Below are 22,380 nucleotides of genomic sequence, written 5' to 3'. Positions count from 1 at the left end.
GGCGTTGCCCGGGCTTCCTCGTACGGCCTTGCCGACGCCTATTTGTGCCTATTTGTGATTGTGGTGGGCCTGCAGCGACTGCACCAGCTCTTCCAGCTTGTTGCGGTCCATCAGATAGAGGTTGCGCCCCTTCCGCTTCAGCAGCCCGCTGGGATAGAGCTGGCTGACCGCGCGGTTCACGGTTTCGCGCGTCGTGCTGGTCATGCCGGCAATCTCATGCATCGGCGGCAGCGGCCGCACCACCCAGAGCCCCGGCACGGCCGGTTCCGGCTGCGCCATGCGCAGCAATTCGGCGTAGACGCGTTGCGCCGCCTGCAGGGTCGACAATTCCATGATGCGCAACCCGCTTTGTCGTACCAGCCGGGCCATGCGCTGCAGCAGGCGGAACGAGACGACGGCATTGGTCCGCACCAGGTCGACGAATATCTCCGGCGGCATGATGCACAGTTCCGACTTCTCGATCGCGGTGACGCTGGCAGAGCGCGGCTGCTCGTCGATCGCGGCCAGTTCGCCGAATGACTCGCCGGGCTTTACCGTCGCCAGCGTGACTTCCTTGCCGGTGGGCGAAAAGGTCACCACGGCGACCGAACCGCGCAGCACGAAGAACACATCGCGCGAGGTCGCCCCCTTGTCGAGGATGGTCTGCCCCTTGTCACAGGTACGCCAGCGGCAGCGCGATTCCAGCGCCTTCAGATCGGAATCTGACAGGCCCTCGAGGAGCGGAAAAGCGCGCAGGGTGCGTTCGGCAGGCTGAGTCGGTGTCGTTCCCATGGGCGCCAGCATAATCGAAAGGCCGGGCGCCGCCAACCATGGCGCAGCCTTTGACCTATGTTGGAACCCACAGTGAACGGAGCGCTTACCAGCGCAGATAGCGGTGCCCGATCAACCCACCCAGCAGGGTGACTATGGAGATCCCGCCCAGATACCAAAGGGCCAGATAGAAAGGTGAGTCGTTGTCGCAATGCGCGGCATAGAGGAGTGCGCCGATTCCGCCGGCTGCAAGTCCTGCAACGATACCCGCGGCCGTCGGGGATTGCGGGGCGCCGCGCGAGAGGGACCATAGGGCGGCGGCCAGTGGCGGCAGTGACAGTGCCGGCACGAAGAACAGGCAGAAGAGCGGATTCTGTCCGATCGCGACTACTCCCCATGATTCGCGGGGGACCAGAACCGCCTCGGCTAGCAACCCGAGGACCAGCGGCACAGCCAGCCAGGCCAGCCAGCGGAGTACCGCGGCGGCGGCTTGCGGTCGCGCCAAATGCAGCATCAGCGCGATGGCGGCGACAGCGACGAGCGCGGGCAGCAACAGCTTCAGCAGATAGCGCCAAGATTCCAGCGCCGCCGCGAGGTCGTCACGCATATCAAGGACATAGGCAAAGAGGGCGATACTGACCAGCAACGCGATCGGCAAGGAGGCCAGCAGCGTCATTCCACTGCCGTTCACCCGGCGCCCTTGGTCGGCAACGAGGCTGTCGATGAGTTGATCGGTCTTCATATCGTCTTCTTCATGTCGTTTCGGCGCGCCGCGCGGCACGGGCGAGGGCGGTCAAGCCGCGATGGAGTGCCACGCGGACGGCGCCTTCCTTCATCATCAGGTGCTGCGCCGTTTCCGCGATGCTCATGCCGTCGACCGAAATTGCGCGCACCACTTTCTCCTGGCCCTTGGGCAATTGCGCCAGATGCCGGTCAAGGGCATCGGCTGGCAGGCTCTCCTCCGGTTCAGGCGCTGCCAGCACCTCGGCAAACTCCTCGATCGGTATGACGATGCGACGCCCGCGACGGCGCAGGTTGTCGACCATCTTGTGCCGACTGATCGCCCGCAGCCAGGGCAGGAACGGACGCTCCCGGTCCCAGGTGCCCCGCTTCAGGTGAATGGCGATCAATGTTTCCTGCACGATGTCCTCGGCATCCGCAACGTTGTAACCCTGACGGGCAAGCTCGCGCCGGATCCAGCCGCGCAGCAAACCGGCGAGGTCGCCGAGCAGCCGCCGATAGGCCGTTTCGTCGCCGTCCAGGGCGCTCCGCATTGCCGCGGCCAGATCCAACTCGATTTCTCTCACGCCTTTACCATTCTGTTCGCCGGCGGATTGACAATGTTACAGGCCGGAATCGGTCGAAATTGCCATCAGTCGAAATTGCAGTTGCGCCGCCCAATGCGGCGTAACGGTGCCCGTTCCTGCGGCGTATTGCCTCCTGTAAGCCGATCCCGGCCCAACTGCAACTGTGAGGAACCACATGAACCGTCGAACCGCCGGCCTGACCATCGCCGGCTCCCTGCTTTCGGCATTGGCATTGTCGGCCGTTCCGGCCGCGGCCGAGGGAACCGAAAAGTGCTATGGCATCTCGCTTGCCGGCCAGAACGATTGTGCCTCGACCGGCGGCAATTCCTGCGCCGGCACGTCGAAGGTCGATTTCGACAAGCAGGCCTGGAAACTGGTGCCTGCCGGCACCTGCGAAACCACCATGGTGACCCTGCCCGACGGCAGCACACGTCCCGGTTCCCTGGCGCCGATCGAGTCCTGAGGCCGCCGATGGCGCCGCGCCGCATCCCCAGCCTGTCCACCAGCGCGGTGCCGGCCTCACGCCCGACCCCGGCCGGATTGTCCCCACCGGCCGGGGTCGGCCTGCGGCCGCCGCACTTTCGCGCGGCACTCGCTGAACCGGGGGCGGTGGATTTCCTTGAGGTACATCCCGAGAACTACCTGTGCGATGGTGGGCCGCAGCATCACTTCCTGACAGCGCTGCGTCAGGACTTGCCGCTGTCCTTTCATGGCGTCGGCCTTTCGCTTGGCGGTGCCGACCGGCCGGATCGCCGCCATCTGGCGCGGCTGCGCCAGCTTGTCGATCGCTACCAACCGTTCCATTTCTCCGAGCACCTCGCCTGGTCCAGCCATGGCGGCACCTATTTCAACGACCTGCTGCCACTGCCCTATACGCAGGCCAATCTGGCGCGGATGAGCGCGCATGTGGCCGAGACGCAGGATTGCCTTGGCCGTCAGATCCTGATTGAGAATCCGTCGCTTTATCTCACCTTCGCCGAGAGCGAGATGAGCGAGGCGGAGTTTCTGGCCGAACTCTCCCGGCGCAGCGGCTGCCGGCTGCTGCTGGATATCAACAATCTCTACGTCTCGGCCATCAATGCCGGCTGGGATTCCTGGGCGATGCTCGCCGAATTCCCGCAAGACGCTGTGGCACAGATCCATCTGGCCGGCCATGATCATTGCCGGGATGCCGACGGAGGCAGCCTGCTCATCGACACGCATGGCATGCCCGTTGCCGATCCGGTCTGGGACCTGTTTGCGGCGATTGCGCCGCGGCTGGCCGGGGTGCCGGTCCTGATCGAATGGGACCAGGATTTGCCCGATTGGCCGCGCCTCGTCAGCGAGGCGTCGCTGGCTCGTCAGCTGGCCGGGAATGCGTTGGCCGAGGCGCGTCATGTCGCCATCGCCTGAGCAAGCTGCATTTCCGGAGGCCTTCGCTGCCGCCCTGCGGGAGCCGCGCAGCGCCATCCCGGCGAGGCTTGCCGCGCGTCCGGGCGTCGATCCCGCGGTTCGCTTCGCCATCTATCGCAACAACATGGCGGCGGGCCTTGGGCGCGTCTTGGCGGATCGATTCCCCGTGCTGCGTCGTCTGCTTGGTGCCGATTTTTTCGCAGCACTGACGGACGCCTTCATCCGGCAGCATCCGCCCGCCGGGCCGGTTCTGTTGGAATACGGCGCCCTTTTTCCAAACTTTGTCGAGCGGTTTCCGCCGTCGCAGCATCTTGCCTATCTCGCCGATGTGGCGCGCCTGGAATGGCTGCGGCACTGCGCCTTGCTGGCGGCGGATGCGGCGCCGATCGATCGCGCCGCTCTGGCGGCCCAGCCGCCGGATGTCATGGCGCGGCTTCGCTTCACCCTGCATCCCAGCCTCGCCATTCTCCGCTCGCCTTTCCCGATCGTCTCGATCTGGCGCGCGAATATTGACCCCGCCAACCCGGCCGTCGTGCCGGCCGGTCTGCCCGGCGAGAACGCCCTCCTGGTCCGTCCCGGTCTGGTCGCCGAGATCCATGCCGTGCCGGCGTCGCGCGCGGATTTTGTCGAACGCCTGCAGGCGGGTGTTGCGCTGGGGGATGCGACCAATCTGGTCGGTGCCGATTTGACCGCAGCCCTTGCCTTCCTGTTGAGCGCCGGGATTCTCACCGGCTTTTTTCCAGTCAGCGACGACGCTGCCAGACGGAGTGACCCCGCATGATCGCCATCATCGACCGCCTCAATTCCCTCTTCACCCGCATCCCGGCCGATTTTGTTGCCGTGCTGGCACGGCTCGGCATCGGTGCCATTTTCCTGCGCTCCGGACTGCTCAAACTGGATGGCTGGGAAAGCGGGCTGACCCTGGCGCTGTTCGAGAGCGAATACCGCCTGCCGTTCCTGCCGCCGGAGATTGCCGCCCCGCTGGCAATGGCGGTGGAATTGTCCCTGCCGTTCCTGCTTTTCCTGGGTCTGGGCACGCGCTTTGCAGCACTTGCATTGCTCGGCATGACGGCGGTGATCCAGGTCTTCGTCTATCCCAACGCCTTCGATACCCACGCCGTCTGGGCGGCGGCGATGCTCTATCTGGTGATATTCGGCGCCGGCCGGCTGTCGCTGGATCATCTGCTGGCAAGCCAGCGGGTCGGCGCCACGATGGCTCAGGGGCGCCGCGCATCGTAGCGGCCAGCGGCGTACCAGGCGAAGGCCGCGACCTCGAGGACGAGCAGCAGGCCGAAGGCGATCTGATAGCCGCGATCCACGTCGCCGACGTGATCCAGCACCCAGCCGGTGCCCGACTGGAACAGGGCCGAGGCCAGGAACAGCAAGAGGTTTGCAGCGGATTGCGCGCGCCCGGCAAGATCCCGGCCGAAATGGGTGGCGAGGGTGGCATAGCCCAGATTGGCGGCCTGGCCGGTGAAGCCATAGGCGATCCAGATGACGGGGAGCGGCAGCGGCAGCGCAAAAATCATCGCCAATTGCGCCGCCGCGAAAAGAGCAAAGGCGCCGGCGACGACGGTCTTCAGGCCGATACCGTGACGCTGCAGCCGGTCGGCGATAAGGCCGGTCGACAGCGAACCTACGGCAAAGGCGAGCCCCAGTATCATCAGTTGCGCGTTGGCGCTTTGCTGGTCCAGCCCCATGACATCCGTCATCCAGCGCGTCGCCCACAGGCTCTGCGTCGCGATGAAGGTGCCGGAGATCGCGGCGACCACCGGTGCCACGCGCCAGAAGACGGGATCGAGGAAGATGCCCCAGTAGCCCCTCAACTGCGTTGACAGCGCGACCGGCCGATGGTCGTCGTCACGCTTCGGCACCACCAGGAAGATCGTCGCCGCGACGGCAAGGGTGAACAGCGTCAGCAGCCAGAAGAGCGGCCGCCAGCCGATGAGATCGGCCAGCAGGTTGGCGGGATAGGTGCCGGCCAGGAAACCGAGCGCGCCGAAAGTCACGACGGCAGAATTGCCAAGCGCCAGCCGGTCGCTCGGCAGCCACATGGCATTGGCCTTGAAGGCCGACATGAGGCATCCACCGAGGCCAAGACCGATGAGGAAGCGGGCGAGCGCCAGCGACAGCGTATGGTCGGCGAAGCTGAACCAGGCGGCGCCCGCCGCCGCGACCAGAAGCAGGAAGGTCTGGACCAGGCGCGGGCCGAACCTGTCGAGCAGCAACCCCAGCGGCAGTTGGATGAGCACGAAGCCATAGAGATACATCGCCGTCATGAAGCCGAGATCGGTGTTGCTCAAGCCCAGTTCGGCAATCAGGTCGTCCGAGATCGCGGCGTTGACCACGCGGAACAAATAGGAGGTGAAATAGCCGGCCGCAAACGGCGCCAATGCGCGCAGCAGGACCTGCTTGGAGAGCGGCATCATCGGTTCAGGCGACGTTGAGCGGCTGGCGTGCAACGCGCCGCTGGCCATAGATCGTGTTGGCGGCAACGGCGCCGACCACGAGCACGCCGCCATAGAGCGCATAAATGCCGGGATTCTCGCCGAGGAACAGGAAGACCCAGAAGGCACCGAGAACCGTTTCGACCAGCGAAAGCAGGGCGGCTTGCGCCGCCGGAATATGGCGCGCGCCTGTTGTGAACAGGATGAGGCCGATTGCCAACTGCACCGCGCCGAACAGGAACAGATAGCCGAAATCCACGGCGCTGATCGAGAACGCATCAAGGCCGGCCAGGGCAAAGCCGATCAGTCCCATGATCGCCGTGCCGAGGCAGGTCGCCGGAGTCATGCGAACATGGGCATAGCGCCGGGTCAGCACTGTTGCCACGGCAAAGCTGACCGCGATCACGCCGGAGAGGGTGAGGCCGAGCGCATCGGCGTGCCCCTCGGCCTTGCTGACCATCAGCAGGATGCCGGCAAAGGCAACCGCCATCGCCGCGATGCTGGCCCAGCCGAGCCGCTCGCGCATCCAGGCCCAGGCGATGATGCCGGCGATCAGCGGCGCCGTCGACTGTACGACCAGGATGAGGGCAACGGTTGCGTGCTGCAGGGCGATGACGAACGAGATCGAGGCAGTGGCAAAGCAGATGGCGACGCCGATGCCGCCCACACCCATGCCACGGAACAGTCCCCAGGTGCCGCTGCGATCGCGGATCAGCAGGAAGATCAGCAGTGATGTGGCGGCGATGGCGCCGCGCCAGGCAACAATGGTCCAGGGGTCGAGGTGGATCTGCCGGGCGATCAGGCCGCCGAGGCTCCAGCAGATGGCAGCGCCGACGACCAGCAGCGTCCCCAGCCTTTGGGTGTGGATGCGCTGCGCCTCTGTCGATGCCGTGGTCATTGTTCCCCCTCTGTCCAGGCGCAGCATAATGGGGCATCCGCCTTGCGCAAGGATCGGCGCCTCATGGCTGATATGCATCAGTTGTCGGCAGTTTCGCCAGTTTTTCCTATTTCACCCAGCAGCCAGGTGCGGAAGGCAACGAAAGGCGGATCGGCCAGCGCTTCCGGCCGATAGATCAGGTGCCAAGCCTTGTCGGGATCATCCAGCGCCAGGTCGAACAGCCGGATCAGCCGCCCGGCATCGAGGTCGTCCTGCACATAAGGCGGCCTGACCAGGGCGATGCCGAGGCCGTCGAGAGCGGCCTGAATGGCATAGGTCGAGTAGTCGAAGGAAAGCCGGCGGCGGAAGCGGGCGGGGTCGAGGCCGCTGGCTGCGAGCCAGCGCGGCCACGCCTGCGGCGCATTGGCGACCTCGAGCAGGGTGTGATGCAGCAGGTCTGTCTGCCGTTTTATCTTCTCGGCGATCTGGGGGGCGGCAACGGGAATGAGGACCGCCGAGAACAATCTTTCGGCGGCGAGGCCGGGCAGGGGGGCGGCACTCAGCCGGATGGTCGCCGCCCAATCCGGGCGCAGCGTGATGTCGTCCTCGATGGCGGTGACCAGGCGCACTTCGATGCCGGGATGGCGCATCTGGAAGTGATGCAGCCGCGGGATCAGCCAGCGCATCGCAAAGGTCGGGCCGATGGCGACCGAGAGGCCGGGCGGCGTTGCCCGCCGCACGGTATCGACCGCGGCATCAAGGCGCCGGAACGCGTCAGCCAGCAGCGGTGCCAGGCTGCGCCCGGCCGGCGTCGGGGCAAGGCTGTTGGCCTGGCGCTCGAACAGGCGCTGCCCGATCTGGCCTTCGACCAGTTTGACCAGACGGCTGATGGCCGTCTGGGTGACGTTGAGTTCCAGTGCGGCGGCGGCAAAGCTGCCCAAACGGAGAGCAGCCTCGACGGCCTTCAGGCCTTTCAATGATGGGGACATGACACGGATCACCCCAATAATTACTTGGCCTAGTCTGGCAGAATCGGGCTGGTTCCGATAGGGCCGGCAAGGCATAACGGCGGCAGACGCAGTTCTGCCGCGGGTTTTCAATGGTCGGCCTCGCCACCCTGCTATCCCTGATCGCCGCCGTCCTGGCGACATCTTTCCTCTCCGGCATCTTCGGCATGCTGGGCGGTCTGATCCTCATGGCTCTGCTGCTGCTTGCCTTGCCTGTGCCCGCGGCGATGAGCCTGCATGCGGTGACCCAGATGACCGCCAATGGCTGGCGTGCCCTGCTCTGGCACCGCTATATCCTCTGGCGCGTCATGCCCGGCTATATCGCCGGTTCGGCATTGGCCTTTGCCATCCTCACCTGGATCAGCTTCCAGCCCGATACCGCCTGGGTCTATATCGGCCTTGGCGTCATTCCCTTCTTCGCCCTCGTCGTGCCTGCAGGATTGGCGCCGGACATTCGCCGGCCATTTGCGCCGGTCATCCTCGGCATGATCGTGATGGCGATTCACGTTGTCGCCGGCGTCTCCGGTGCGTTGCTCGACATCTTCTTCTTCCGGACCGATCTCGACCGGCGCCAGATCGTCGCCACCAAGGCCTGTTCGCAGACCCTCGGCCATCTCTTCAAGCTCGCCTACTTCCTGCTTGTGGCCGGCATGGCCGATGTGGTCAACGAACTGCCGCTCTGGATCTTCGCCATCTCCATCGTCTCTGCCATCACCGGCACGACGCTGGCCAAATTCGTGATCGATCGATTGACCAACCGCGCATTCCAGCTTTGGACGCGCTGGCTGGCGGCATTGGTGGGGCTGGTCTGCCTGGTCCGCGGGATTGCCCTGCTGATGGGCTGAGCGATGTCAGCATTCCCCGCATCCGGCGCCGCAGGGCATCGGCGAATCATCCCGTCGCCTGACGTCGGTGCCGCGCCTAACTATGCTGATTCCGGTGACTTTTCCCCCCTTTCCCGGTAGTTTGGCCGAGGCAATTGCCAGGTGATTCGGGTGTAGCGAGGCGTGATGGCGGCTTTTCTGAAAGAGCGACGTTGGTACGGGGCGACGCTGCTGGCAGCGGCGCTGATGGGCGGTTGCGCGGCAACACCGTCAGCAACTGCGACCCAGCCGGCGGCATCGGCCCCCGCCAGCGAGCAGGCGCCGGCCGAACCCGGTGCCACACCCGCGACCGCCAGCCTTGCCGTGCCAGACATGACGACGCTCACCCAGACCACTTGCCCCAAGGAAGCGTCCAGCTACGAAGAATGGGTGGCTCGATTCGGCGCCTATGCGCTCCACCAGGGCCAGCCGGAACAGGTCATCCGCACTGCCTTTGCCGGAGTCTACGAGAACCCCGAGATCCGAGACCGCGCTGCCAAGCAGCCGGAATTCGTGACACCCGTCTGGACCTATCTGGACCGCGCCGTCTCGGCCGAGCGCATCGCCAAGGGTCAGGCCAGGCTGCCGGAAAATCGCGCCATACTGGCCGAGATCGAGCGCGATTTCGGCACCAATGCCAACATCCTCATGGGAATCTGGGGCATCGAGACCGATTTCGGCAACAACTTCGGCAACGTCAATGTGTTCGAGGCGCTCTCGAATGTCGGCTATGGTACCCGGCGCAAGGATTTTGCCTGCACCGAATTGCTTTCGGCCCTCAAGATTGCGGCCAAGGGATATGTCGCGCCCAAGGACATGATCGGCTCCTGGGCCGGCGCCATGGGTCACAGCCAGTTCCTGCCGTCGAACTATCTCACCATCGCCGTCGACCGCGACCGCTCGGGTGCGCCCGACCTCTGGACCTCGATGCCGGACGTGTTTGCCTCGACCGCCAATCACCTCGTGCGCGATGGCTGGCAGCGCGGCCTGCCCTGGGGTTTCGAGGTGAAACTGCCGGCCGGCTTTCCCTATCAGAACGCGGAACTCGACATCACCAAGCCGATTTCCGAGTGGAAGAAACTGGGCGTCACCCGCTTCGATGGTTCGCCCCTGCCGGCGCTTGCCGGCGACACCTCGATCCTGCTGCTGGCTGGACATAAGGGCCCGGCTTTCCTCACGACGCAGAATTTCAAGGCCATCCTCAAATACAACTACTCCACTTCCTATGCCCTTTCTGTCGCCTATCTCGGTGACCGGGTGATGGGCGGCAAGGGGATCCAGGGCAGATGGCCGGTAGACGAACCGCCTCTCAATCTGGAGGAGCGCGAAGAGATCCAGCAGCGCCTGGTCGGCCTTGGTCACCTGGAGGGTGCGGTCGATGGCGTCATCGGGCTCAAGACCCGCAAGGCGATCCGGCTGTTCCAGTTGCAGGCGGGCTTGCCGGCGGATGGATTCGCCACCAAATCCCTGCTCCTGGAGATGCGCCGTCGCATGGCGGGCTGAGGCAATCGCGGCACTTCGCGTGGATGCCCGGGCCAAGCCCCGGGGATGGCGTGTTGAGGCGGTTGGCCGGTGTCACATGAAATTGCGCTAACCGACTGTAACTACAAAGAAAAGGGCGGATTGCTTTTCTCCGCCCGATGGTTATAGTCGCGCCTTTCGGGAGGGTTGGGGCGGCGCGCCGGACCCTGACGGTAACCTTATTCAGGGAGATTTCGAGGGATGTTCATTTCCGAAGCTTACGCCCAGGCCGCGGGGGCCTCGCCGGGCGGTGCCGACATGCTGGCCAGCTTTCTGCCGCTCATTCTCATTTTCGTCGTCTTCTGGTTCCTGATGATCCGCCCGCAGCAGAAGCGGATGAAGGAACATCGTGCCCTCGTCGCCTCGCTCAAGAAGAACGACAAGGTCGTCACCAATGGCGGCATCCTCGGTGTCGTCACCAAGGCGGTCGATGGCGAGAACGATGTCGAGGTCGAGATCGCGCCGAACGTGCGCGTCCGCGTCGTCCGCTCGGCGGTCGCGGAGGTGACCAACCGCACCCTGCCTGCCAAGGGCGCCAAGGCCGATGCCAAGGCGGAGGCCAAGACTGTCGAAACGAAAAACGGCGCCAACGACGCCTGATCCGGATGATGCGGCCGGGCCATGTGCCCGGTCGCGCCATTCTGGCCGATATCCGCGCCAAGTTGCGCGCCAAAATCCGCTGGGACCCAACGCCAGATGCTGCAGTTCTCCAAGTTCAAGGTCACCCTGATCCTGCTCACGCTGATCATCGGTATCTATGCGGTGATGCCGAATTTTTTCAGCGAAGGGCAGTTGCAGCGCCTGCCATCCTGGCTGCCGGCGCGGGCGGTCAGCCTCGGCCTCGATCTCCAGGGCGGCTCGCATCTGCTGTTCGAAGTCGATACCAACGCGCTGGTCAAGGAGCGCCTGGAGGGGACAGTCAACGAGGTTCGCGCTGCCCTGCGCGGCGCCGGCCTGGGTTATACCGGTCTTGGCCTCGATGGCGAGCAGGTGATCGTCCGGATTTCCGATGCCACCGCCATCGAGCGTGCGCGCGAAGCGCTGGCCCCGCTTGCCAGCGGTATGGAACTCGACATCGCGCCGGACGGCGCGGTTCGCCTCGGCTTCACCGAGGCGGCGATCACGCAGGCGCGCACCCATGCGGTTGACCAGTCGATCGAGATCATCCGCCGCCGCATTGACGAGACCGGCACCAAGGAACCGACCATCATCCGTCAGGGCGAAGACCGCATCGTCGTGCAGCTGCCGGGCGTCAAGGATCCGCAGAATCTGAAGGCCCTGATCGGCGCCACCGCCAAGATGACCTTCCAGATGGTCGACGAAACAGCCGAGGCGACCGGCACCGGCTCGCCTACCTCGATCCAGCTGCCGATGGCGGACGGCGAGGGTGCGCCCGGCCAGCGTCTCTGGGTGCAGCGCGCCGTGCTCGTCTCCGGCGAGAATCTGACCGACGCGCAGCAGACCTTCGACCAGGGCCTGCCGGTGGTCCAGTTCAACTTCGATTCGGTCGGCGCCCGCAAGTTCGGCGATGCGACAGCGCGCAATGTCGGCAAGCGCTTTGCCATCGTCCTCGATGGAAAGATCATCAGCGCGCCCGTCATTCGCGATGCCATCCTCGGCGGTCGCGGCGTCATCAGCGGCAATTTCACCACGCAATCGGCCGGCAACCTCGCCCTGTTGCTGCGCGCCGGCGCCCTGCCGGCGCCGCTCACCGTGCTGGAGGAACGCACGGTCGGCGCCGATCTCGGCGCCGATTCGATCGAGGCTGGCAAGCAGGCCTTCATGATTGCCATCGTCATGGTCGTGGTGGCGATGGTGGTTCTCTACGGATTCTTTGGCCTGGTCGCCAATGTCGCGCTCGTCTTCAATGCCGTGTTGCTGCTCGGCATCCTCTCGCTGTTGCAGGCGACCCTGACCCTGCCTGGCATCGCCGGCATCGTGCTGACGCTCGGCATGGCGGTCGATGCCAATGTGCTCATCCTCGAGCGCGTGCGTGAGGAGGTCCGCAACGGCCGCTCGCCGGTCAACGCGATGGAGGCCGGCTATCGCGAGGCGCAGGCCACCATCATGGACAGCAACCTCACTACGCTCATATCGACGCTGTTCCTGTTCGGCTTCGGCTCGGGCCCGATCAAGGGCTTTGCCGTAACGCTTTCGGTCGGCATCGTGACCTCGGTCTTCACCGCGGTCGTGGTGACTCGGCTCATCACTTCGATCTGGTTGCGGCGTGCGCGACCCAAGGTCCTGCCGCTTTAGGAGTAAGGGCGCATGTGGAAACCCCCGCGACTGATACCGCACGATACGCGCATCGACTTCCTGCGCTTTCACAAATTCACCTTCGTGCTCTCGATCGTGATGGTGCTGTGCTCGATCGGTCTGGTCATGACCAAGGGCCTCAATTTCGGCATCGACTTTGCCGGCGGCATCGTCATGGAAGTGAAGAGTCCGGAGCCGAGCGCCGACCTCTCCGTCATGCGGACCGATCTCAACAATCTCGGCCTCGGCGAGGTGTCGCTGCAGGAGTTCGGCGCGCCCGATGTGGTGCTCATTCGCATCCCGCAGCAGGAGGGCGGCGAAGCGGCGACCCAACAGGCCGTCACCAAGGTGCAGGAGAAGCTGGGCAGCGCCTGGGAGTACCGTCGCACCGAGACCGTGGGCCCCAAAGTGGGCAGCGAGCTCATCGAGAGCGCGGCACTCGCCTTCCTGCTCGCGATGGGCGGCATCATGGCTTATATCTGGTTCCGCTATGAGTGGAATTACGGCGTCAATGCGCTCATCGCCCTGGTGCATGATTGCGTCACCACGGTCGGCCTTTTCGCCCTCACCGGTATGGAGTTCAACCTCACCACGGTGGCGGCGGTTCTGACCATCGCCGGCTATTCGGTCAATGACACCGTGGTCGTGTTCGATCGCATCCGGTTCGAGTTGCGGCGCTACAAGACCATGGCCGTGCGCGACGTGATCAATCTTGCGCTCAACACCACGCTCAGCCGTACCACGGTCACCTCCGGCCTGACGCTGCTCTCGGTCCTGGCGCTGGCCATCTGGGGCGGCGAGGCAATGCGCGGCTTCGCCGTGGCGCTGATCTGGGGCATCGTCATCGGGACCTATTCGACGCTGTTCATGGCGACGCCGCTGCTGCTCTATGCCAATCTGCGGCCGGGCGCCAAGGCGAAGGCGGAAGCCGCCGACGCGCCCTCGGCCTGAGCGGAGCGCTTGCCTTGGATCTGACGCCGCTCATACCCGCCGGTCGCCAGATCATCGAGAGCTATGGCGACGGGCGCTTTCGTGTCGGCGGCATGCTCCATGAGGGCTCGATCCTGGTCTTTCCGCAGGCGACATTGGCCTGGCCCGTGGCTGGCATGGCGGAACTTGCCGTGGAGAGCTTCGCCCCGGTCATCGCGCGGGCGGCTGAGATCGAATTGTTGCTGCTGGGCTGCGGCCCGCGCCTTGCCCTGTTGCCGAAATCGCTGCGTCAGCAATTGCGCGAGCAGGGAATCGTGCTCGAACCGATGGATACCGGCGCGGCCGCGCGCACCTACAATGTGCTGATGGCGGAGGGCCGCCATGTGGCGGCGGCCCTCATTGCGATCGAGTAGAGCCGCGCCTCAGCCCGCCTTGCGGATCGTCCTGGTCTGCTGGACCGCCGCGTCGGCGAGGTTCGATGCCACGAATTTCCAGTTCACCAGCTGCCAGAAGGCGCCAAGATAGTCCGGGCGCTTGTTCCGGTAATCGATGTAGTAAGCGTGTTCCCACACATCGCAGGTCATCAGCGGCAAATTCTCGCTGGTGAGGGGCGTCTGCGCGTTGCTGGTGTTGACGATGTCGAGATCGCCGTCCGGCTTGCGCACCAGCCAGGTCCAGCCGGAACCGAAATTGCCGGTTGCCTGCTTGGTGAACTCCGCCTTGAAAGTGTCGAAGGTGCCCCATTTCCTGTTGATCGCGGCGGCAAGCTCGCCCTCGGGCGCGCCGCCGGCCTTGGGGGCGAGGCAGTTCCAGTAGAAGGTATGGTTCCACACCTGAGCCGCGTTGTTGAAGATGCCGCCGGAGGATTTTTTCACGATCTTTTCCAGCGGCGCATTCTCGAATTCGGTGCCGGCCACCAGCTTGTTCAAATTGTCGACATAGGCCCGGTGGTGTTTGCCGTAGTGGAACTCCAGCGTCTCCCTGGAGATGTGCGGCGCGAGCGCATCCATGGCGTAGGGCAGGTCGGGAAGGAAGTGGTTCGTCATGGCGTGCCTTTCATGTTCTGGGCGTTTCAATGACGATCGCCGCGCAGAGCGACCGGGTAGTGCGACCGGACAGTGCGACCGCTGTCACGATCGGAGCGCGGCAATTCGCGGGTATCACCTTAGAACAGATGGATGTCGGATGGGTTCCGACCCAGGACATTTAGGGCGCGGCCGATTGGCGCGGATTTGAAAAGTGGTCTTTTCCAAAAGAAAACGGGGCCCCGAAGGGCCCCGTTCCAGTGGCTTCGGTGCCGCCGGTATCAGCCGGTATAGCCCTGCTGATACGCGACCATGCAATAGAGCATCGGAATCGACAGCATGGTGTTGGTCCGCGAGAACAGCATGGCCGTGCGCGCCGCAGCCTTCTTGGTGTCGGCGTCGGCTTCGACGATGCCCAGTGCCTTCTTCTGGTTGGGCCAGATCAGGAACCAAACGTTGAAGGCCATGATCAGCGCCAGCCACATGCCGATGCCGATGGTGACGAAGCCGGCCTGGAAGGTCAGCGCCTCGACCAGATAGCCGAGATGCATCGCCGTCAGCAGACCGAAGACGACGGTGGCGAGGGCCGCCCAGCGGAAAAAGAAGAGCGCCGTCGGCGCGATCACCTTGCCGATCGCCGGCTTGTGTTCGTCCGGAATCTTGGGCATCGAGGGAATCTGGACGAAGTTGAAATAATAGAGCAGGCCGATCCAGAGGATGCCGGCCATGACGTGCAGCCAGCGAAACAGGAACGCGAAGTAGCTGGCCGGGTCGAAGCTGCCCAGGTTGATGATCAGGAAGACGATGACGGTAAGAACAAGACCTGCCACCAAGGTGCGGTGCAGGTTTTCGAGAATTTTGCCCATGGCTATCCCCCTTAGATAAGCAAAAGCGGTGTGGCTATGAGTCGCATATTATAGGATGGCGTTAACTGAACAAACTGATTCCCCCTAATCCATTGAGAAAGTGTGGGAATGTCGTGACAGAGCCAGTCGAAGGTGACGCCGGCGCGACCTATGTGCAGGAATCGTTGCGGGCGCTTCGTCAGGGCGACCGCGACCGCTTTCTCTGCGTCCTGGCAGCACCGCCCCGGCAGCGCGCAGGGCTCGCCACGCTCTATGCCTTCAATCTCGAGATTGCCGGCATCGCCGAGAAAGTCTCGGAACCGATGCTGGCGCTCATCCGGCTGCAATGGTGGCGCGACGCTCTCGACGAAATTGCCGCCGGTGGCCGCCACCGCCACTATCTGGTCCGCGCGCTGCAGGAACTGGCGGCGGAAGGGCTGGATCTCGCGCCGCTGCGGCGCCTGCTGGATGCGCGGGAAATCGATGCCGACAGGGATGCGACCATGCCCGATCTCGCGGCGATGGTGGCCTATGCCGAGGCCACGGCCGGTGCGCTCGGTGAAGCCGCCGCAACCCTCTGCGTGGCGGGGGCGGGGGCGGGGGCCGAACTGCGTCAGGCGGCGCGGTCGGCTGGCACCGCCTATGGCTTGGTCGGCCTGTTGCGGGCTACCCCACATCTGGCGCGCCGCCGTATCGTGCGCCTGCCGATCGATCTGATGCGCGAGGCGGGAAGTTCGGCAGATCGCCTGCGCGACCTCCGGCCCGACGCCAACCTGCCCCGGGTCACGGCCGAAGTGGCGGACCGCGCCCGGTCCCTGCTCCTTGAGGCACGCGGCATTGCGCAGGGTACTGCCGAACGGCGCGCCGGCATCGGTGCCCTGTTGCCCGCCCGCCTTGCCGCGGCACAGCTTGAGCGGCTCGCACGGTACGGGTACGATCCGTTCGCCGCCGGCGCCGTCGCCGAATCCGGCCTGGATATCTGGCGCCTGCTGACTGCGCGCTGGAGCGCCAGGATCTGAATTGTCGCCGTCTCAATTGTCGCCATATGAAAAATCACCCCGGGAACGAAACGCCAGCCCTATGAGCACGCCAGCCATCATCACCGTCGCCATCACCGGCAGCCAGCCGTCGAAGGCACAGAATCCGGCCCTGCCGACCCAGCCCGCCGAACAGGTCGAAAGCACCCACGAGGCCTTCGAGGCCGGTGCCAGCCTGGTCCATATCCACGTTCGCGACGACCAGGACAAATCCTCGTCGGATATCGAGAAGTTCCGCCAGGTGCAGGAAGGGATCGCGAAGCACTGCCCCGGCATGATCATCCAGTTCTCGACCGGCGGCCGCGGCCGCGAAGCGTCGGAGCGCGGTGCCGCCCTGAAGCTGAAGCCCGATATGGGTTCGCTCGCCACCGGTTCGGTTAATTTCGCCACGATCATCTACGAGAATCCCCCGCAGTTGATCGACGAACTTGCCAGCGACATGCTGAAATACGACGTGAAGCCGGAATGCGAGCTGTTTGACCTCGCCATGCTCTACAACGCCAAGGCCCTGGTGGATCGCGGCCTGCTGAAGTGCCCCGCCCATGTGCAATTTGTGCTCGGCATTCCGGGCGCCCTGCCGGCGCGCGAAAAGATCGTCGATTTCATGCTGGAGGAATTGCAGGAATTGCTGCCGGATGCCACCTGGACGGCGGCAGCCATCGGGCGCATGCAACTCGAAGCCAATCACTGGGCGCTGAAGCGCGGCGGCCATGTGCGCACCGGGCTGGAGGACAACATCTATTTCGAGAAGGGACGCCTCGCTGCCAGCAATGCCGAACTGGTGAAGCGCGTCGCCGATCTCTGCGGCAAGTATGACCGCCACCCGGCAAGCCCGGCGGAAGCTCGCCAGCTTCTCGGATTGAAGGCCGCGTAGAATTTCTCGTTCACCCCTTTCCGCACTTTGCGCTGTGGGGCGAGGGGGAGCGCAAACCCAGATCGGCGGAATCGAACCGCTCAAACGAAACGGGGCGCTGCCAGCGGCAGCGCCCCGTTTCCAATCTTGATCCGGAAGCCCGATCCTACTTGATCTTGGCTTCCTTGAAGGCGACGTGCTTCTTCACCACCGGATCATACTTGCGGAATTCCAGCTTCTCGGTGGTGGTGCGCGGATTCTTCTTGGTGACGTAGTAGTACCCGGTGTCGGCGCTGCTCACCAGCTTCACCAGGATGGTGTTTGCCTTGGCCATGGCGATCTCTCAAAAAATGCGTTTCTCGGCAAAAGGATGGCGCAAAATAGCGAGGAACCGCCGAATGTCAAGGCAAGTGCCGGGCAAGTCCCTGACGCGGCTGCTGCTGTCGGCTTAATGTCATGATATCATTGCGATAATTTAGAAGCTTGGGAGCTTCGGCGCCGATCGGCACGCCGGCTTGCCAGCGCCGGATGGCGGTTTTGAGGACATATTCGGTGACGTCGACCAGATTGAGCCCGGACAGGGCCCCGAGCGGCCGCCAGGCCAGGTCCTCCAGTTCCCCATCACCCTTAAGCTCGCCGGTCGCCAGCGCGCCATCGCCCAGAAAGAACCGGGTATTGAAGCGGCGCCGTGATGTGACCGGCGTGATCGCCCGGCAGAGATAGTCGAAACCGGCGAGGTCGGGGGCAAGTCCCGCTGCGGCATAGGCCGCCAAAAGCGGGGTTTCGGTGCCGCGGTCGGGCAGGGCACCCGGGCGCCCGACCAGCAGGCCGGTCTCCTCGAAGGTCTCGCGCAGGGCGGCCTGGATGAAAATGGCGGGATTCGGGGTGCCCAGCTGCCGCGCGACATCGGGATGCGGCTGCCCGAGCTTGATCCGGTCGGCAGCATCGACCCGTCCGCCCGGCACCACATGGATTCCCGGCAGGAAGCCCATCCTGGCCGGTCGCCGGCCGATCAGGATTTCCGGTGCGCCGCGGCGCGGCACCCGAATCAACACCAGCCCGGCGGCATCCTTTGGCCGCACCGGGGATTTTCGGTCCAGAATGTTGCGGTTCGACAACGTAATCAGGGCACGAAAGGCAGTTGCGCCTCGGCCGCGTCATCCAGCTGCGCAGCGGCCGGCGGCTGCGCCAGGCCGACGGCGCTGGCATAGACACTGGGCTGGTCCAGCAGGCGCAGGGCAAGCTCGAGATCCACCGGATCCTCTGCCCGGCGTGCCGGGCAGAGGCGTCGAAGCGCATCGAGGGCGGCGGTGTCGTCGGGCTTGGCGCTGTTGCGGCGCAGGGTCGGCACTTGCGGCACCTGCCCGGATTTGAGCTCGGCCAGCAGCTTTTCCGCACTGACCTTGCCGCTGGTGCACACGGTCGGCAGGACGCCCAGATGATGCAGCGTATAGCCCGACGGGGCATGGAAACGCGCCCAGGTCAGCTTGATCTCACCCTGGTTGGGCAGGGTCTTGATGTTCTGCACCGTGCCCTTGCCATAGGAGTTGGAGCCGATCACGACGGCGCGGCCATTATCCTGCAGGGCGGCAGCCACGATCTCGGCGGCCGAGGCGGAATTGCCGTCGATCAGGACGGCGATCGGCTTGCCCTCGGCGACATCGCCTTCGCTGGCCTCGAAATACTGGTGGCTGTCCGGATGGCGGCCATGGATCGAGACGATGCGCCCTTCCTCCAGGAACAGGTTGGCGACCGCCACCGATTGCGGCACCAGCCCGCCGGGATTGCCGCGCAGGTCCAGCACGATGCCCTTCAGCTTTTTGCCGATCTCGATCTTCGCGTCCTTGATCTCGCGCTTAAGGGTGTTGGCCGTCTCGGAATTGAAGCTGAACACGCGGAAATAGGCGATATTGCCTTCGCGCCGGTAGCTCACTGTCTCCGGCACCACATGGGCGCGCTTGACGCTGACTTCAAAGGAGTCGTCGCGGCCTTCGCGGGCGACCAGCAGGCTGACCCGGCTGTCCACCTCGCCCCGCAGCAGGTTGACCACGTCGATCTGGGTCAGCCCTTCGACGGAATCGCCGTTGATCTCCAGGATGATGTCGTCGCGCCGGAGGCCCATGCGTTCGGCCGGCGTGTAATGCATGACCGCGGTGATGCGGACCTGGTCGTCCTCGACCGAGATGCGCACGCCGATGCCGCCGAAGCCGTCGCGCGCGGCGCGCTCCTCCTTCGCTGCCGAGGCGCCGGAATAGCGCGAGAAACCGTCCAGCTTGCCGATGATGCCGGTAAAGACCGCCTCGTAGATTCGCTCGCTACCGGCGTCACTGACGGCTTGCGAATTCCGGCGCGCCTCGCCCAACAGTTCGGCGGCGGCGCGGCCCCATTCCTTGGCCCCGGCGTCCTCGCCATCGGCGATGCGTTCGGCGTCGAGCAGCCTGCCTTCGCGGAACAGCTTGATGTCGTCCTTGTCACCCTCGACCCGGATGGCCGGGTCCAGGCTGGACAATTGCTGCATCCCGGCCAGTGTCAGTTCGTCCAGACGCGGCTTGTTGATGTAGATCGAGTTGATGTCGCCGAGGCCGCTCACCATCATGTCGCGATCAAGGGCGGCATCCCCGGCGACCGGCGCTCCGCCCGAGGTGCCGGCACAGGCGGCCAGACCCAGCAGCAGCGGCATCAGGGCGAGGGGCAGCAAAGCCCTGCGCCGGGCCCGTCCGGCCACCGCTTGCGACTTCACCTGGGCATTCATGTGCGCACTCGAACCGCTTGGCATCCGCTGCAACCCTCAGGCCCGCCGATCGCGCCATGCCCGCGCGCGGACCATCTTTGTTCGGCCACAATCTAGCAGAAATCCGGCCGCAGGCTAGGCCCTCAAGTGCTTAATCCTGCACACCTAATTGGTTGCTTTCGCCGGGGTCTAGCGCCGCTTCTTCGCAGGTTTCCGCCCTTTTCCGGTCTTTCCCCCATTTCCAGTCTTACCCTGGGGAGCCCGGCCGCGCTGCGTCGGCTTGCCACCCTTGCGGGGCGGGGCCTTAACCCCCGGGGTACGGCCATGCCGGCCAGGCGGATTGGCGCGCCGCGCGGTTGTGGCGGCGGTCGCGCCCAGGGGTTCAGCCGCCAGCAATTCCAGCGTGATGCCGCCGGTCAGGGCATCGGCAGCGACCAGGCGCACGGTGACCGACTGGCCAAGCTGGAAGATGCGCCCGCTGCGCCGTCCGACGAGAGCGTGACGACCCTCGTCATGGTCATAGAAGTCGTTGGGCAGGGTCGAGATCGGCACGATGCCGTCTGCGCCGGTTTCGCGCAGGTTGATGAACAGGCCAAAACGCGCGACGCCGGAAATTCGCCCCTCGAATTCCGCGTCGACCCGGTCGGCGAGAAAGGCCGCGACATAGCGGTCGATGGCGTCGCGTTCGGCCGCCGCGGCACGCCGTTCGGTCGCCGAGATGTGGATTCCGGTCTCCGCGAATTCCTTGGCGGCGACCTTCTCCAGCGCACCTTCGCCGAACTCATAGGCGCCGATGAGGGCGCGATGCACCAGCAGATCGGCATAACGCCGGATCGGCGAGGTGAAATGTGCGTAGCGCTGCAGGGCAAGTCCGAAATGGCCCAGATTCTCCGGCGCATAGACCGCCTGCGATTGCGAGCGCAGCACCAGGGTCGAGATCATCTCGGCAAAGGGCGTGTCGCGCGCCTGACCCAGAAGCTGCGTGAAGTGCTTCGGTCGCAGCACCTGGCCCTTGGCGAGGCGCAGGTCGAGCGTATCCAGGAATTCGCGCAGCGCCTCGATGCGGCTCTCATCCGGCCGGTCGTGGACCCGATACATGCAGGGCCAGCGCTTCTTCTCGAGCGCTTCCGCCGCCGCCACATTGGCGGCGATCATGAATTCCTCGATCAGGCGGTGGCTGTCCAGCCGCTCGCGCGCCACGATGCGGTCGATCCGCCCGTCCTGGGTGATGAAGACACGCCGTTCCGGCAGATCCAACTCCAGCGTGCCGCGTGCCTCGCGCGCCTTCAGCAGTGCCTGGAAGGCGCCGTAAAGCGGCCGGATGACCGGCCCCAGCAGGGGTTCGGTGAGGTCATTGGGATTGCCGTCAACGGCCGCCTGCACCTGCTCATAGGTGAGGCGCGCGGCCGAGCGCATCAGCCCGCGCATGAAACGGTGATGCAGCTTCTGCCCCGCGGCATCGATGGTCATCTCGACCGCCATCACAGGCCGCTCCTCATGGGGGCGCAGCGAACACCAGCCGTTGGAAAGCTCTTCCGGCAGCATGGGCACGACCCGGTCGGGGAAATAGACCGAATTGCCGCGCTCCCAGGCGTTGCGGTCGAGCGCGTCACCCGGCCGCACATACCAGGCGACATCCGCGATCGCCACGATGATGCGCCAGCCGCCGGGATTCTTCGGATTGTCGTCGGGTGCCGCCCAGACCGCATCGTCGAAATCGCGCGCGTCGTCGCCGTCGATGGTGACCAGCGGCACCTGGCGCAGATCCGTGCGGTCGCCGAGCGGCGCCGGTCCGGCGTTTTCCGCCTGTTCCAATGCGGCAGGCGAGAACTGGAACGGAATGTGGTGCTCGGCGATCGAGATGATGCTGACCGCCTTCGGCTCGCCGACACGGCCGATGCGCTCGATGATCCGGGCCTTCGGCTGGCCGAGGCGCCGCGCCGGCTCGACTTCGGCGACGACGATCTCCTCCGGCCGCGCGTTGTTGATGTCCCGCGGCTCGACGATGAACTCCGTCTTTACCCGCTTCGACGAGGGGATGAGCCGCCCCGCCCCATGCGGGCCCTTTTCGAACACGCCGACGACGCGCTCGGCACGGGCCTGCAGGCGTCGGATGGGGCGCGCCTCATAGACATCGGCATCGGTGCGCTCCAGGCGCGCCAGCACGCGGTCGCCGGCTGCCAGCGGCCGGTCCAGCTTTTTGTCCTCGATGACGACGATCTGCGGCTCGGCATCGTCTTCCGGAAAATCGATTGGCCGCGCCCAGATGTCGCCATCGGCATCCGGGCCGATGATCTGGATGACCGTCACCTCCGGCAGCGCGCCGGAGGCAGCCAGGCGCTTGGCATGGCCGCGATCGACGGCGCCCTCCTGTTCCAGTTCCTTCAGCAGGGCCTTGAGCGGGATGCGGTCCTGCCCGCGCAGGTGAAAGGCGCGGGCAATTTCACGCTTTCCGACCGGCGTCGGCGAGGTGCGGATGAAGTCCAGCACCTGCTCCCTGGTGGGGAAGGGCACGGCCTTGCCTCCGCCAGTGCGACCC

The 22,380-nt window shown here is 65.0% G+C and carries 24 protein-coding genes; 12 read left to right on the top strand and 12 right to left on the bottom strand.

Annotated features, from left to right (window positions below; all coding sequences use genetic code 11):
• Positions 1-48 precede the first annotated feature (48 nt).
• The 3 genes from A8950_RS15510 to A8950_RS15500 form a co-directional block, all read right to left on the bottom strand.
• Entirely contained in the window at positions 49-771 is a 723-nt protein-coding gene (locus A8950_RS15510; RefSeq protein ID WP_166645215.1) for a Crp/Fnr family transcriptional regulator, read from the bottom strand.
• An 85-nt stretch (positions 772-856) separates the two neighbouring features.
• Positions 857-1,492 (bottom strand): NrsF family protein, encoded by a 636-nt coding sequence (locus tag A8950_RS15505; protein ID WP_133614585.1) that lies wholly within the window; start codon positions 1,490-1,492, stop codon positions 857-859.
• A 10-nt stretch (positions 1,493-1,502) separates the two neighbouring features.
• On the bottom strand, positions 1,503-2,057 hold the full coding sequence (locus A8950_RS15500; protein WP_279513062.1) for a sigma-70 family RNA polymerase sigma factor: 555 nt from the start codon (positions 2,055-2,057) through the stop codon (positions 1,503-1,505).
• Between the two features lie 175 nt (positions 2,058-2,232).
• Here A8950_RS15500 and A8950_RS15495 point away from each other — a divergent pair, with 175 nt between their 5' ends.
• From A8950_RS15495 to A8950_RS15480, 4 genes are read left to right on the top strand one after another with little or no spacing between them, the layout of a single operon-like run.
• A complete protein-coding gene (locus tag A8950_RS15495; RefSeq protein ID WP_133614583.1) occupies positions 2,233-2,520 on the top strand; it encodes a BufA1 family periplasmic bufferin-type metallophore in 288 nt (95 codons plus the stop codon).
• A gap of 8 nt (positions 2,521-2,528) precedes the next feature.
• On the top strand, positions 2,529-3,449 hold the full coding sequence (gene bufB / locus A8950_RS15490; protein ID WP_133614582.1) for an MNIO family bufferin maturase: 921 nt from the start codon (positions 2,529-2,531) through the stop codon (positions 3,447-3,449).
• Positions 3,433-4,230, top strand: coding sequence for an HvfC/BufC N-terminal domain-containing protein (locus A8950_RS15485; protein WP_166645214.1), 798 nt, complete (start codon positions 3,433-3,435; stop codon positions 4,228-4,230). Before bufB ends, A8950_RS15485 begins: the two co-directional genes overlap by 17 nt.
• Positions 4,227-4,688: a DoxX family protein gene (locus tag A8950_RS15480; protein ID WP_133614580.1), complete on the top strand. Its 462-nt coding sequence runs from the start codon at positions 4,227-4,229 to the stop codon at positions 4,686-4,688. Before A8950_RS15485 ends, A8950_RS15480 begins: the two co-directional genes overlap by 4 nt.
• On the opposite strand, the gene A8950_RS15475 is transcribed toward A8950_RS15480, so the two are convergent.
• The 3 genes from A8950_RS15475 to A8950_RS15465 form a co-directional block, all read right to left on the bottom strand.
• The gene (locus A8950_RS15475) at positions 4,667-5,878 is read right to left on the bottom strand and encodes an MFS transporter (RefSeq protein WP_166645213.1); all 1,212 of its coding nucleotides are present in this window, start codon (positions 5,876-5,878) and stop codon (positions 4,667-4,669) included. The two genes, A8950_RS15480 and A8950_RS15475, sit on opposite strands and share 22 nt — an antisense overlap.
• A gap of 4 nt (positions 5,879-5,882) precedes the next feature.
• Positions 5,883-6,794, bottom strand: coding sequence for a DMT family transporter (locus A8950_RS15470; protein ID WP_166645212.1), 912 nt, complete (start codon positions 6,792-6,794; stop codon positions 5,883-5,885).
• Between the two features lie 77 nt (positions 6,795-6,871).
• Complete coding sequence (locus A8950_RS15465) at positions 6,872-7,762, bottom strand: LysR substrate-binding domain-containing protein (RefSeq protein WP_166645211.1); 891 nt, start codon at positions 7,760-7,762, stop codon at positions 6,872-6,874.
• 110 nt (positions 7,763-7,872) lie between these two features.
• Between A8950_RS15465 and A8950_RS15460 the strand changes: the two genes are divergently transcribed.
• From A8950_RS15460 to A8950_RS15435, 6 genes are all read left to right on the top strand, one after another.
• The gene (locus tag A8950_RS15460; protein ID WP_133614576.1) at positions 7,873-8,625 is read left to right on the top strand and encodes a TSUP family transporter; all 753 of its coding nucleotides are present in this window, start codon (positions 7,873-7,875) and stop codon (positions 8,623-8,625) included.
• Between the two features lie 165 nt (positions 8,626-8,790).
• Positions 8,791-10,146, top strand: coding sequence for a lytic murein transglycosylase (locus A8950_RS15455; RefSeq protein WP_133614575.1), 1,356 nt, complete (start codon positions 8,791-8,793; stop codon positions 10,144-10,146).
• A 219-nt stretch (positions 10,147-10,365) separates the two neighbouring features.
• Positions 10,366-10,764, top strand: a complete 399-nt coding sequence (gene yajC / locus A8950_RS15450) for a preprotein translocase subunit YajC (RefSeq protein ID WP_133614574.1) — start codon at positions 10,366-10,368, stop codon at positions 10,762-10,764.
• Between the two features lie 96 nt (positions 10,765-10,860).
• Positions 10,861-12,420 carry a protein translocase subunit SecD gene (secD, locus tag A8950_RS19705; protein ID WP_133614573.1) on the top strand — a complete coding sequence of 520 codons (1,560 nt, stop codon included), beginning with the start codon at positions 10,861-10,863 and terminating at the stop codon, positions 12,418-12,420.
• A 12-nt stretch (positions 12,421-12,432) separates the two neighbouring features.
• A complete protein-coding gene (secF, locus tag A8950_RS19700; protein ID WP_133614572.1) occupies positions 12,433-13,371 on the top strand; it encodes a protein translocase subunit SecF in 939 nt (312 codons plus the stop codon).
• A 14-nt stretch (positions 13,372-13,385) separates the two neighbouring features.
• The gene (locus A8950_RS15435) at positions 13,386-13,763 is read left to right on the top strand and encodes an Mth938-like domain-containing protein (RefSeq protein WP_133614571.1); all 378 of its coding nucleotides are present in this window, start codon (positions 13,386-13,388) and stop codon (positions 13,761-13,763) included.
• 9 nt (positions 13,764-13,772) lie between these two features.
• On the opposite strand, the gene A8950_RS15430 is transcribed toward A8950_RS15435, so the two are convergent.
• Positions 13,773-14,396 carry a superoxide dismutase gene (locus A8950_RS15430; protein ID WP_133614570.1) on the bottom strand — a complete coding sequence of 208 codons (624 nt, stop codon included), beginning with the start codon at positions 14,394-14,396 and terminating at the stop codon, positions 13,773-13,775.
• A 260-nt stretch (positions 14,397-14,656) separates the two neighbouring features.
• On the bottom strand, positions 14,657-15,241 hold the full coding sequence (locus A8950_RS15425; RefSeq protein ID WP_133614569.1) for a urate hydroxylase PuuD: 585 nt from the start codon (positions 15,239-15,241) through the stop codon (positions 14,657-14,659).
• Between the two features lie 113 nt (positions 15,242-15,354).
• Between A8950_RS15425 and A8950_RS15420 the strand changes: the two genes are divergently transcribed.
• Together A8950_RS15420 and A8950_RS15415 are read left to right on the top strand one after the other, a co-directional pair.
• Positions 15,355-16,239 carry a squalene/phytoene synthase family protein gene (locus tag A8950_RS15420; protein ID WP_166645210.1) on the top strand — a complete coding sequence of 295 codons (885 nt, stop codon included), beginning with the start codon at positions 15,355-15,357 and terminating at the stop codon, positions 16,237-16,239.
• Positions 16,240-16,300: 61 nt separating this feature from the next.
• Positions 16,301-17,131, top strand: a complete 831-nt coding sequence (locus tag A8950_RS15415; protein ID WP_133614567.1) for a BKACE family enzyme — start codon at positions 16,301-16,303, stop codon at positions 17,129-17,131.
• A 145-nt stretch (positions 17,132-17,276) separates the two neighbouring features.
• Here the strand turns inward: A8950_RS15415 and rpmG are convergent, their stop codons facing one another.
• The 4 genes from rpmG to rnr form a co-directional block, all read right to left on the bottom strand.
• Positions 17,277-17,444, bottom strand: coding sequence for a 50S ribosomal protein L33 (rpmG, locus tag A8950_RS15410; RefSeq protein WP_133614566.1), 168 nt, complete (start codon positions 17,442-17,444; stop codon positions 17,277-17,279).
• 67 nt (positions 17,445-17,511) lie between these two features.
• Positions 17,512-18,165 carry an NUDIX hydrolase gene (locus A8950_RS15405; RefSeq protein WP_133614565.1) on the bottom strand — a complete coding sequence of 218 codons (654 nt, stop codon included), beginning with the start codon at positions 18,163-18,165 and terminating at the stop codon, positions 17,512-17,514.
• Positions 18,166-18,233: 68 nt separating this feature from the next.
• A complete protein-coding gene (locus tag A8950_RS15400) occupies positions 18,234-19,862 on the bottom strand; it encodes a S41 family peptidase (protein ID WP_166645209.1) in 1,629 nt (542 codons plus the stop codon).
• Positions 19,863-20,030: 168 nt separating this feature from the next.
• On the bottom strand, positions 20,031-22,355 hold the full coding sequence (gene rnr, locus A8950_RS15395; RefSeq protein ID WP_243735664.1) for a ribonuclease R: 2,325 nt from the start codon (positions 22,353-22,355) through the stop codon (positions 20,031-20,033).
• Positions 22,356-22,380 lie beyond the last annotated feature (25 nt).

This window comes from Dongia mobilis, assembly GCF_004363235.1.
In the GTDB taxonomy this organism is placed as follows: domain Bacteria; phylum Pseudomonadota; class Alphaproteobacteria; order Dongiales; family Dongiaceae; genus Dongia; species Dongia mobilis.
Note: the sequence above shows the minus strand (reverse complement) of the source record. Positions and strands in the feature narration are given on the sequence as shown.